General features: G+C 61.6%; 4 protein-coding genes. 1 reads left to right on the forward strand and 3 read right to left on the reverse strand.

Annotated features, from left to right (window positions below; genetic code table 11):
• Positions 1-101: 101 nt before the first annotated feature.
• From QMX86_RS16775 to QMX86_RS16785, 3 genes are all read right to left on the reverse strand, one after another.
• Complete coding sequence (locus tag QMX86_RS16775; RefSeq protein WP_039761043.1) at positions 102-1,463, reverse strand: HlyD family type I secretion periplasmic adaptor subunit; 1,362 nt, start codon at positions 1,461-1,463, stop codon at positions 102-104.
• A gap of 10 nt (positions 1,464-1,473) precedes the next feature.
• Positions 1,474-3,633 carry a type I secretion system permease/ATPase gene (locus QMX86_RS16780; RefSeq protein ID WP_282385091.1) on the reverse strand — a complete coding sequence of 720 codons (2,160 nt, stop codon included), beginning with the start codon at positions 3,631-3,633 and terminating at the stop codon, positions 1,474-1,476.
• 161 nt (positions 3,634-3,794) lie between these two features.
• Complete coding sequence (locus QMX86_RS16785) at positions 3,795-5,153, reverse strand: TolC family outer membrane protein (protein ID WP_282385093.1); 1,359 nt, start codon at positions 5,151-5,153, stop codon at positions 3,795-3,797.
• 532 nt (positions 5,154-5,685) lie between these two features.
• Here QMX86_RS16785 and QMX86_RS16790 point away from each other — a divergent pair.
• Positions 5,686-13,533: a retention module-containing protein gene (locus tag QMX86_RS16790; RefSeq protein ID WP_282385095.1), complete on the forward strand. Its 7,848-nt coding sequence runs from the start codon at positions 5,686-5,688 to the stop codon at positions 13,531-13,533.
• Positions 13,534-13,622: the final 89 nt, after the last annotated feature.

The raw sequence follows: 13,622 nt of genomic DNA on the forward strand, positions 1-13,622 counted from the left end.
CTGCGTGGGAATGCATCCAGTGACGCTCTGCGTCACCGTCGTGAAGGGACGCGGAGCGTCCCGGGCGGCATTCCCACGCGGAGCGTGGGAACGATCATTGGCTAACGTTCGCGCATCGCCTCGGTCCGCGCTTTAAGCACCGGTTTGAGCAGGTAATCCAAAACGCTTTTCTCGCCGGTAATAATGTCCACCGTCGCCACCATCCCCGGGATGATCAGCAGCGGTTTCACGTCGCCGCCCAGGTGATTCTTGTCGGTGCGCACCTGAATCAGATAGAAGCTGTTGCCCTTGTCATCGGTAATCGTATCGGCGCCGATCAGTTCGAGCTTGGCGCTCAGCCCGCCGTAAATCGTGTAGTCGTAGGCACTGAACTTGACCATGGCTTTCTGGCCCGGATGCAGGAACGCGACGTCTTGCGGGCGGACCTTGGCTTCGATCAGCAGGTTGTCTTCCAGCGGCACGATTTCAACCATGTCGCTGCCCGGCTGGACCACGCCGCCGATGGTGTTGACCTTCATCTGCTTGATCACGCCACGCACCGGCGACGTCACCGTAGTGCGACTGACGCGGTCGTCGATGGCGATGCTCGACGCGGTGATTTTCGATAGGTCGGTGCGTTTCTCATTCAGCTCTTTGGCGGCCTCGGAACGGAAGGTCTGCTCGGATTCGTCGATCTTGCTGCGGATCTCGGCGATCGCCGATTCGGCGCGGGGAATCGCCAGCGTGGTGGCGTTGAGCGAACCGCGAATTTCCACGGCACTGCGTCTGAGGCGGAGGATTTCCACCGGTGAAACGGCACCGGTTTTGACCAGCGGTTCCGACATGTTCATTTCTTGTTGCAACAACGCGAGGCTCGAGCTGAACTGGCCCTGCTTGGAGCGAAATTCGGCCAGCTCCTGGGTTTTCTGCCGCAGTTGTTCACTGAGGGTGCGCTGTTCACTGGCCAAGCGGCGTTGGCGTTGCTCGTACAGCGAGCGCTCGTCCTCGGCGACTTGCGGCGCTTTGGCGATGACTTCAGCGGAGAGTTTGAAGGGGCGTCCCTCGGCCTCTGCTGACAGCCGTTCAACCTGCGCGGTCAGCGCGTAACGGTCGGCCTCGCTCTCGCCCTTGTTCGAGCGAAAGCGCGTGTCATCCAGACGCAGCAGGGTGTCGCCCTTGCCGACCATCTGGCCTTCGCGAACGAAAATCTCGGTGACGATGCCGCCCTCAAGGTTCTGGATTACCTGAACCTTGCTCGACGGAATCGCCTTGCCTTCGCCCATGGTGACTTCTTCGAGCACGGCAAATTTGGCCCAGACCAGAGCGGCGATCAGCAGCGCTGCCGCCAGCCACACGGTGATCCGCGATTTGCGCGGCGAATCCTGCAATGCTGCGCCAGCGGTTTCCGGCATGAACTCGGCTTCGGCGCTTTTGCCGAAACTGTCGAAGTAGCCGCGCTTGTTGCTATCGGAGGAAGCAGGCATGGCGTAACTCCTAGACCGCCGCCGAGCCGACACGGCCCTTGCGCAGTGCATCGATGACCGCTTCTTTCGGGCCGTCAGCGACGACCCGGCCGTTATCCAGTACCAGCAACCGGTCCACCAGGCTCAGCATCGAGGTGCGGTGGGTGACCAGCAGCAGGGTTTTGCCTTGCACCCAGCCATGCAGTTTCTGCCGCAGTGCATCTTCGCTGCTGTTGTCCATGGCGCTGGTGGGTTCGTCGAGCAGCATGATCGGCGGATCGAGCAGTAATGCCCGCGCCAGCAACACCGCTTGGCGTTGGCCGCCGGAAAGCAATTGCCCGCGTTCGCCCACCGCTCGGTCGAAGCCTTGCGGGTGTTGTCGGGCCAGTTCGGTGACGCCAGTCAGTTCGGCGACTTCGAGCATGCGTGAATCGCTGATGTAACGCGCGCCCAGGGTCAGGTTGTCGCGCAGGCTGCCAGCCAGCAGCGGCAGGTCGTGGGCGACATAACCGATCTGCTGGCGCAGGTCAGCCACGTCCAGTTGGCGCAGGTCGAGGCCGTCGAGCAGTAACTGGCCTTGTTCCGCTTCGTAGAAGCCCATCACCAATCGCGCCAAGGTACTTTTGCCGGAACCGCTACGGCCAATGATGCCGACCCGCTCGCCGGCTTTCAGGCTGAAGCTGACCTCGCTCAGCGCCGGTGCGTTCTGGCCGTTGTAGTGGAACGTCACGCCGCTGACGTCGAGGGCACCTTGCAGCTGCGTACGTTCCAGTGGCCGTTGTTTGCCGTCGCGTTCCTGCGGCAGGGCCATCAGTGCGTCGGTGCTTTTCATGGTCAGTTGCGCTTGCTGATAGCGGGTGATCAGCCCGGCGATCTGGCCGAGCGGGGCAAGCACACGACTGCCAAGCATGTAGGTGGCGACCAGCGCGCCGACACTGAGGTTGCCGGCGATGATGCTGTAAACCCCGGCCACAATCGTCGCCATCCCGGAAAACTGCTGGATGAACAGCGTGCCGTTGGTGGCCAGCGCCGACAGGTTGCGCGCATGGCTGTCGAGGCGGGTGAGGGCGCCGTGGGTGCTTTCCCATTTGTGCTGGCGCTCGCTTTCGGCGCCGCAGGCCTTGAGGGTTTCCAGACCGCCGAGGGTTTCGATCAGCACTGCCTGACGCTCGGCGCCGAGGCTCAGGCTTTTCTGCACGGTGTCACGCAGGCGCACCTGAATCGCCATGGCGAAGATGATGGTGATCGGAAACGCCAGCAGTGGAATCACCACCAGCCAGCCGCCAAGCAGGCCGATCACTACCAGCATCAACACCACGAAGGGCAAGTCGATCAGGCTGGTCAGGGTCACGGCGGTGAGAAATTCACGCAGGCCCTGGAAGTCGTGAATGCTCTGGGCAAAGCCGCCGATGGTCGCCGGCCGCGCCTTCATCGACATGCCGGTGATGCGCTCGAACAACGTTGCCGAGAGGATCACATCGGTTTTCTTGCCGGCGGTGTCGAGCAGGTGCGCACGCACCACGCGCAGCACCAGTTCAAAACCGGTGCCGATCAACAGGCCGATCGACAGCACCCACAGCGTCGAGGTCGCCTGATTCGGCACGACGCGATCGTAGGTCTGCATGACGAACAGCGGCACCATCAGGCCCAGCAGGTTGATCAGGAAACTGGCGAGAATCGCATCGCTGTACAGCCATTTCGACAGTTTAAGGGTGTCGCGAAACCACGCATTTACCCGTGGCACCAGCGGCGCGCGGAGGTCTTCGAGTTCATGGCGCGGGCGGGCGAACAAGGCCTGGCCGCTGTAGTGCTCGTTGAGTTCTTCGCGGCTCACCCATTGCTCGCCGCCGTCGGCTTCGCTGGGCAGCAGCAGGGCTTTGCCGTCCTCGCCGAAGCGCCGCAGCACGGCAGTGCGGCCGTCGTTGAGCAGCAGCAGGATCGGCAGGTTCAGCGGTGAAATGTCTTTCAATTCACGGCGCAACAAGCGCGCCTGTAATCCGGCCCGCGCTGCTGCACGGGGCAGCAGATCGAGGCTCAGGCGTTGCTTGTTCAGGGGCAGCCCGGCACTCAGGCTGGCACGACTGACCGTGGCGCCATGCAATTTGCAGAGGATCAGCAGACCGTCGAGTAACGGATCGTCGAAGCTCAGGCGCGGATCGACCCCGGTGGCGCCGGGTTCCATGCTGGTCATAGTGATTGCCTCTGTTGAACGGGCTCGGTTATCGGATCGTTCCCACGCTCTGCGTGGGAATGCAGCCCGTGACGCTCCGCGTCACTGGACGCGGGGCGTCCCTTGAGGCATTCCCACGCAGAGCGTGGGAACGATCAGGGCAAAGTCAGTTCCTGCACCGTTTACTTCAGTTCCGGCAGGCGCGCCTGGTTTTTTACTTCGGTCGTGGCAATCGCATTAGCCGGCAGCACCACGCGCTGTTTGCTCAGCAATTGGCCCATGTTCGCCAGCACGCGGTACATCGAGTATTCCTCGGTGTAGCGGATTTCGGTGTAGCGACGGTTGGCGTTGTACAGCTCGTTTTCGCTGTCGAGCAGGTCGAGCAGGGTGCGTTGGCCGAGGCCGAACTGGTCCTGATAAGCGGCGCGCACGCGTTTGGTGGTTTCTGCGTACTCGCGAGCGGTCGGTGTCTGCTTCTTGGCGTTCTCCATGGCGTTCCAGGCCAGACGAATGTTCTCGTTGAGCTGACGCAGGGCGTTGTTGCGGATGTCCATCGCCTGGTTGATGTCGTGGGCATTCGCGGCCAGACGTGCCTTGTCGCTGCCGCCACGGAACAGGTTGTAGTTCATCACCACACCGACACGCCATTCGTTGTCGTGGCCTTCGTCGCCCTGCACGTTGTTGTTCGCGCCGACTGCTGCTTCGGCATCGAAGCGCGGGTAGAACGGCGACTTGGCCACTTCGTACTGGCTCTCGGCGGACTGCACGTCAGCCTGGGCCGATTTCAGGTACGGGTTGTTGTCGACCATGCTCTGCTGCGCTTCACGCAGGTCCGGCGGCATCTCACCGCGAGTCGAGGCCGGGGTTTCCAGCTCATCGGGCATGCGTCCGACCACGCTGTAGAAATTCGATTCGGCGTCGGCCAGATCGACTTCGGCGGTGTCGAGGTTGTTCTGCGCCAGCGCACGACGGGCAACCGATTGATCGGAGTCGGCGGTGCTGCCGATGCCGCGCTCGGTGCGCAGGCCGATCTGATCGTTGACGCGCAAGTGCGCCTGCAAATTGTTCTTCGCCAGCGTCACCAGTTCACGCCGCTTGAGCACTTCGAGGTAGACCTCGATGGTGCGCAGGGCCAGATCCTGTGCGGTGCCTTGCGCGTAGTAGGCGCGCGAATTGGACACGCCCTTGGTGCGCTCGACCTCGTTGGCGGTGTTGAAGCCGTCGAAGATCATCTGCCGCAAGCGCAGCTCCGACTGGGTGTAGTTGAGGATTTCGGTATTGTGATTACCGAAGGCGCGGGTGTTGGTGTTGTCGCTGTAGCCGCGCCCGTAGGCAGCGTTCAGATCGACCGACGGATAAAACCCGCCCTTGGCCACTTTCACCTGTTCATCCGCTGACAAGCGGGCGTCCACGCGCGAAGCCAGCTCCGGGTGGGTGGCGATGGTGCTCTGAATCGCCTCGGTGAGGTTCATCGCCTGGGCTTGGGAAGTGCAAGCCATGGCCAGCAAAACCGCGCTGCAGAGGGGGGTTAAAACGCGCATGGGTGCATCTCCCTGGATCTCAATGTTGTGTTACCGTCGCCAAATATTTGACGTAAATTTAGGGTGTAAGCGTTTCACTCTTGTAACAACAGAGCTAAGAACATCCTAGAGCGTAGCTAAGAAAAAATTTTCATAAGGTTTATTCCAAAAAAAACTTATGCGGTTTTTCAAAAGCAGCACATTGTTCAGCTCGAAAGCCTTTGTTTTATGCGCTTTAGGGAGCTCGAAAAGGCTTGAGGAAAGTTCCATTCACTTTGCGAGACACTGCGAAGTACTGCTGAAGGGGAGGGACGCGTAGCGGGGAATGAGCGACAGATTTTTGTCACTCGGGTGATTCACCACCGTTACGTAGCGCTAGTGGGTCGATGGATTGAACAGGGTTGGCAAGTGCTTGATAGCGCTGACAATTCGTTTCAATCCGGGCCTGCGAAACGAACTGTCGAGGGTGCGAGCGTCGCCCCCGGCAACCCGATTGAGCCATGGGCTGCTTCGCGAACCAGTGCCGACGGTGGTCGGCAGCGGAGGATTTCACATGGCAACGCTCATCGGTACGGTCACAAAAGTCATTGGTCAGGTGTTCGCTCAAGCGAGCGACGGCATCAAGCGTCCGCTGTTCGAAGGCGATCGTTTGTACGCTGGCGATCAACTGATCACCGGCGCGGAGGGCGCGGTGGCAGTGAAACTGCAAAACGGCGAGGAATTGACCCTCGGCCGGGGCAGCAGCATTACCATGAGCGGGCAATTGCTGGCCGACCAGGCTGTGCCGGTGAACGTCGACGAAGCGCAGACCCCGAGCCAGGCGCAACTGACCGATGTCGAGCAGATCCAGCAAGCCATCGCCGCCGGTGAAGACCCGAGCAAAACCGCCGAAGCCACTGCCGCCGGCCCCAACGCGCCCACCGGCAATACCGGTGAACTGGGCGGCGGGCACAGTTTCGTTCTGCTCACCGAAGTCGGCGGCCGAGTCGATCCGATCATTGGTTTCCCCACCGCTGGCTTCAACGGTATTCCCGAATTTCCCGAGTATCGTCGCGACGCGGACATCGACAATGGCGACGACACGCCAGCGCCAGTCGTGGTGCCACCGCCACCGGTGAACAATCCGGTCATCCTTAACGGCCTTGACGCGGCGGGCGGCGAGCTGAACCTCAATGAAGCCAATCTGCCTGACGGTACAGCGGCTAATCCAGGCGCGTTGACGCAAAGTGGCAGCTTCACGGTCTCGGCAGCGGATGGTTTGAACAGCCTGAGCATCGGCGGCATCAACGTGATTGTTGGCGGCGTGCCGATCGGCTTTCCCCAGTCGATCACCACGCAACTGGGCAACACCCTGACCATCACCGGTTACAACGCGACCACTGGCACGGTCAGCTACAGCTACACCCTCAACGGTAACGAAACCCACGCGGCCGGCGACGGCGTGAACAATCTCAGCGAACAGTTCACCGTGATCGCCACCGACAGCAATGGCGACAGCGCCACTGGCACCCTCGACGTGAATATCACCGACGACGTGCCCAAAGCGTTTGACGACGCCAACGGCATTGCCTCGGAAACCTTGCTGACCCTGACCGGAAACGTCCTCACCAACGACATCCAAGGCGCCGACCGCGTACCCACCGGACCGGTCACGCCGGGTACTTTCACCGGTACTTACGGCACCTTGGTTCTGAACGCCGACGGCACCTACACCTACACCCTGAATACCAGCGATGCCGATTTCAAAGCCTTGACCGGCGGCGGTAACGGCACGGAAACCTTCGCCTACACGATCACTGATGCCGACGGCGATTCCAGCACTGCCAATCTGGTTCTGCAGATCCACAACAACGACGATCCAGTCACAATCGACGGCCTGAACGTCGCTGGCGGCGAGCTCACGGTTTACGAAAAAAACCTCAGCGACGGCAGCGCTCCGGACACTGGCGCGCTGACGCAAAATGGCACGTTCACCATCACCGCGCTGGACGGCGTCACCACGCTGACCGTCGGCGGCATCGCCGTGGTGACCAACGGCGTCGCCGCAGGCTTCCCGCAGTCAATCACCACGCCATTGGGCAGCACGCTGACCATCACTGGTTTTAACGCTGCAACCGGCGTGGTCAGTTACAGCTACACCCTGGCTGATAACGAAGCGCATCCGGACGCCAACGGCGCCAATAATCTGCCCGAGCAATTCGCCGTCACGGTAGTCGATGACAACGGCACGACGGCCACCGGCACCCTCGACGTGAACATCACCGACGACGTGCCCAAAGCGTTTGACGACGCCAACGGCGTTGCCTCGGAAACCGTGCTGACCCTGACCGGCAATGTCCTCACCAATGACATACAAGGCGCTGACCGCGTACCCACCGGACCGGTCACGCCGGGTACTTTCACCGGTACTTACGGCACATTGGTGCTGAACGCCGACGGCACATATACCTACACCCTGAATACCAGCGATGCCGATTTCAAAGCCTTGACCGGCGGTGGCAACGGCACAGAGACCTTCGCCTACACCATCACTGATTCCGACGGCGACTCCAGCATTGCCAATCTGGTTCTGCAGATTCACAACAACGACGATCCAGTAATCATCGATGGCCTGAACGTCGCTGGCGGCGAGCTCACGGTTTACGAAAAAAACCTCAGCGACGGCAGCGCCCCGGACACTGGCGCGCTGACGCAAAACGGCACGTTCACCATCACTGCACTGGACGGCGTCACCACGCTGACTGTTGGTGGAATTGCCGTGGTGACCAATGGCGTCGCCGCAGGTTTCCCGCAATCGATCACCACGCCGCTGGGCAGCACGCTGACGATTACTGGTTTCAACGCTGCCACGGGCGTGGTCAGCTACAGCTACACCCTGGCCGACAACGAAGCACATCCGAACGCCAACGGCGCGAACAATCTGCCTGAGCAGTTCGCGGTCACGGTGGTCGATGACAACGGCACCACCGCCACCGGTACCCTCGACGTGAACATCGTCGATGACCTGCCGAAAGCCAACGACGACAGCAACGGTACCGCCTCGGAAAGCCAACTGACCCTGACCGGCAACGTCCTGACCAACGACATCCAAGGCGCTGACCGCGTACCCACCGGTCCAGTCACGCCGGGCACTTTCACTGGTACTTTCGGTACGTTGGTTTTGAACGCCGACGGCACCTACACCTACACGCTCAATACCAGCGATGCCGATTTCAAAGCTTTGACCGGCGGCGGTAACGGCACTGAAACCTTCGCCTACACCATCACCGACGCCGACGGCGATACCAGCACTGCCAACCTTGTTCTGCAGATTCACAACAACGATGATCCGGTGCTGCTCAATGGCCTCGACGTCAACGGTGGCGAACTCACCGTCTACGAGAAAAACCTCAGCGACGGCACCAGCCCCAACACGCCCGCGCTGACCCAGAACGGCACTTTCACCGTCAGCGCTCTCGATGGTCTGCAGACCCTCACGGTTGGCGGCATCGCGGTGATCACCAATGGCGTGGCCGCAGGGTTTCCGCAATCAGTGATCACGCCGCTTGGCAGCACCTTGACCATCAGCGGTTATGATCCGGCGACCGGCGTGGTCAGCTACAGCTACACCCTGGCCGACAACGAAGCCCATCCAACCGCCAACGGCGCCAACAGCCTCACCGAGAACTTCGACGTCGTCGCGACGGACACCGATGGCAGCACCGCCAGCGGCCAGATCAACGTCAACATCGTTGATGATTTGCCGACCGCGCATGCGGACGCGGCTTCGGTGGCCGAGGGTGGCACCGTCAGCGGCAACGTACTCAACAACGATGTCGGCGGCGCGGATGGCCCGGCGATTACCGGCGCAGTGGTCGGCGTGCGTGCCGGTGCCGACACCTCGACTTCGGCCATCGGCGGACTCAATTCGCAGATCAACGGCACCTACGGCTACCTCACGCTTGATGCCAACGGCAACGCCGTTTATCACAGCAATCCGAACACGGTGAACGGCCCGGGCGCGGTGGATGTGTTCACCTACACCGTGCGCGATGCCGACGGTGACGAAAGCACCACGACGATCACCATCGATGTCTACAACAGCTGCCTGAAAGCAGTCAGCGACACCGATGTCACCGTCTACGAAAAAGCCCTCGACCTGAACCAGGATGGCCAGGATCTGGCAGCGGGCAGTGTGGTCGGCAGCGATCCGAACAGCACTGGCGAAACCGCTTCCGGCACCCTGGTCGGCTCGGTCACCGGTGCGGTCGGCGCGATCAGTTATGCGCTGGTTGGCAGTGCTACCGGCAACTACGGGCAGATCGTTCTCAATGCCAATGGCACTTACACCTACACCCTGACTTCGCCAGCGACCACCACGCCGCACGCTGACGACGGCGCCAACAGCCTGAGCGAAACCTTCACCTATCAGGCCACCGATTCGCTGGGCAATGTCGTCACCAGCACGATCGTTGTGAGCATCGTCGATGACGTGCCGAAAGCGCTGAATGACAGCAATGCCGACAACGCGAGCGAAGCCTGGTTGACCCTGACCGGCAACGTCCTCGACAACGATGTGCAGGGCGCCGACCGCGTCGCCAGCGGCCCGGTGACTGCCGGTACTTTCACTGGCACTTACGGCACGCTGGTGCTCAACGCCAACGGCACTTACACCTACACGCTGGACGCCAACGACGCCGACTTCAAAAACCTCCAGGGCGGCGGCAACGGCACGGAAACCTTCGCCTACACCATCACCGACGCGGACGGCGACACCAGCACCGCCAACCTGGTGCTGAACATCCATAACAACGACGATCCGGTGTGCCTCGACGGCCTCGATGTGAAGGGCGGCGAAATCACCGTCTACGAGAAAAACCTCAGCGACGGCAGCAGCCCCAACACCTCGGCGCTGACCCAGAGCGGCAGCTTCACCGTGACTGCGCTTGATGGCCTGCAAACCCTGACGGTCGGCGGCATTGCGGTGATCAGCAATGGCGTCGCCGCCGGTTTGCCGCAATCGGTGGTCTCGCCACTGGGCAGCACCTTCACCATCACCGGTTACGATCCGGCCACCGGCGTGGTCAGTTACAGCTACACCCTGGTCGACAACGAAGCCCACCCGAACGCCAACGGTGCCAACAGCCTCAGCGAGAGCTTCGACGTGGTCGCCACTGATACCGATGGCAGTACCGCCAGCGGTCAGATCAACGTCAACATCGTCGACGATCTGCCGACTGCCAACGCCGATACCGGCTCGGTAGCGGAGGGCGGCACGGTCAATGTCAGTGTGCTCGGCAATGACCTCAGCGGTGCCGACGGCGCCGCCACGGTGGTCGGCGTGCGCGCCGGCAGCAACACCGCGACGTCAGCCAGCGGCGGGCTCAACAGCAACATCAACGGCAACTACGGCTACCTGACCCTCGACGCGGCGGGCAACGCGGTTTACCACAGCAACCCGAACTCGGTGAGCCCGCCGGGGGCGACCGACACGTTCACCTACACCATCCGTGATAGCGATGGCGACGAAAGCACCACAACGCTGACCATCAATGTTGCCGACGGCAAACTGGTCGCCTCGGTCGATCAGGATGTCACGGTCTACGAAAAAGCCCTCGACCTGAACACGGATGGCCAGGATCTCGCCCCCGGCACAGTCACCGGCAGCGAACCGGGCAATACCGGTGAAACCGCCAGCGGCACGCTGCTCGGTTCGGTCAGTGGTGGCAGCGGCGCGATCACTTACACCCTGGTCGGCAACGCCACCGGCAGCTACGGGCAACTGCAGCTGAACGCTGACGGCACCTACACCTACACGCTGACCTCGGCGCCGAAAACCGCGCCGAACGCCAACGACGGGCCGAACACGCTCAGCGAAACGTTCACCTACAAAGCCACCGATGCGCTGGGCAACAGCACCACCAGCACGCTTGTGGTGAACATCGTCGACGATGTGCCGAAAGCCGTTGCCTCGGATCGCTCGGTTACCGCAGTGGAGATCGATTCCAACATCCTCATCGTCCTCGACATCTCCGGCAGCATGGCCGATCCCTCTGGCGTGCCGGGCCTGTCGCGGCTGGCACTGGCCAAGCAGGCCATTGGCGCCTTGCTCGACAAGTACGATGATCTGGGCGATGTGAAAGTGCAGTTGGTGACGTTCAGCAGCAATGCCGCCGACCGCACCACGGTGTGGGTCGATGTCGCTACTGCCAAGACATTGCTCGCCGGCCTCAACGCCGGCGGCGGCACCAACTACGATGCCGCCGTGGCGGTGATGCAGACCGCGTTCGACACCTCCGGCAAACTCACCGGGGCACAGAACGTCGGCTACTTCTTCTCCGACGGCAAGCCTAACGAGGGCGACATCGGCACGGCTGACGAAGCCGCGCTGAAAAACTTCCTCGACGCCAACAACATCAAGAACTATGCAATCGGTCTGGGCAGTGGCGTGAGCAACGCCAACCTCGATCCGCTGGCCTACGACGGCATCAACCACACCAATACCAATGCGGTGGTGGTCACCGATCTCAACCAGCTCAACTCGGTGCTGTCCGGCACCGTGCAGGGCGCGCCGGTCACCGGTTCGCTGCTGGGCGAGGGCGGCTCGTTCGGTGCCGATGGCGGTTTCATCAAGTCGATCGTGGTCGACGGCACCACCTACACCTACGATCCGAAAGCCCTCAGTGGCCAGGGTTCGTTGACCGCGAGCGGCGGCGTCAACCACGGCACTTTCAATACCGCCAACAACACCGTCAGTATCGCCACCAACAACAGCGGCACGCTGGTGGTCAACCTCGATACCGGCGAATACAGCTACACCTCGCAGAAAACCACCGCCGTGGTCATCACCGAAAACATCGGCTTCACCGTCAGCGACAACGACGGCGATCTGGCCAGCTCCACCCTGACGGTGAAAGTGATTCCCAACGCGCCACCGGTGGCGATGGACGATCACGTCATCACCAACGTGCTCTCGGGCAACATCGTGGTGCCGGGTGAGCTGCTGCTGGCCAATGACAGCGATCCGAACGGCGACACCCTCAACGCTACGCCAACCAGTTTCAACACCGGTTGGGTCTCGAAAGCGGCGGACTTCACCGGTACCGGCCTGATCGGTTTCACTGGGCAGAACAATAATGCGGCCAACCAGAACCTGGCCAATGTGCGCAGCGCCTTCAGCGCCAATGCCGCGACCATGACCGCCGTGCTGGTGGTCAGCGGTTATCTGGGCATGGTGAGCAACAGCAATGCCAACGATGAAGACCGCATTACCGTCAATCTACGTCAGGGCGAAACCCTTAACCTCGATCACAATCTGGGTGCCAGTAAGATCAGCATGGAGTATTCGCTCAACGGCGGTGCCTGGATGGCGCTGGCGGACGGCCAGACCCTCAGCGCCTCGGCGGACGGCGTCTACCAGATCCACATCACCAACATTGGTAATGGTGGCGGCAACCCGAACGCGGCGGAAAACTACCAACTGACCATGACCCTCAACTATGCGGGGGCCCACGACATCACACCGGACTACCACGGCACCTACACCGCCAACGACAACCACGGCGGCAGCGACACGGCCAACGTCAGCATCAGCTATCAGGACGGCCACATCCTGACCGGCACTGCTGGCGACGACGTGTTGGTAGCGGGCAGCGGCAACAACGTGATCAATGCCGGCGAAGGCAACGACGTGCTCACCGCCGGCTCTGGCAACAACGAAATGCACGGCGACGGCGGTAACGATTTGCTCTACAGCGGCGCGGGCAACGATCTGCTCGATGGCGGCACTGGCAGCGACACCGCCAGCTACGCCCACGCCACGGCCGCCGTCACCGTCAATCTCGGCCTGCTCGGTGCGCAGAACACCCTCGGCGCCGGTACTGACACCTTGACCGGTATCGAAAACCTGATCGGCTCGAACTTCAACGACAGCCTCACCGGCGACGGCAACAACAACGTGATCAACGGCGGCCTCGGCAACGACTTCCTCAATGGCGGCGCTGGCGATGACTTGCTGATCGGTGGCATGGGCAACAATACGCTGACAGGCGGGGCAGGGGCTGACACCTTCCAGTGGCTCAAGGGCAACAGCGGTCACGACCTGATCACCGACTTCACCCCCGGTACCGACAAGCTCGACCTGTCGCAACTGCTGCAAGGCGAAAACGCCAGCACCGCGTCGCTGGACGACTATCTGCACTTCACCGTCAGCGGCAGCGGCGCCTCGGTGATGACCAGTATCGACGTCAGCGCCATGGCCGGCGGCACGCCGAACCAGACCATCGACCTGGCCGGCGTCAACCTCGCCAGCCACTACGGCGTGACACCGGGGGCGGGCGGCATGATTGCCAGCGGTCACGACACGGCGACGATCATCAGCGGCATGCTTAATGATCATTCGTTGAAGGTGGATACGGTGTAAGCGCCGTCTGAAACAAAAAAACCGCCGTCCAGCTCATAGGGACGGCGGTTTTTTTCTGCCTGATGGTACTGCGTTGCTCACACGTCAGT

The organism is Pseudomonas sp. PS01270, assembly GCF_029959775.1.
Classification (GTDB): Bacteria; Pseudomonadota; Gammaproteobacteria; order Pseudomonadales; family Pseudomonadaceae; genus Aquipseudomonas; species Aquipseudomonas atacamensis.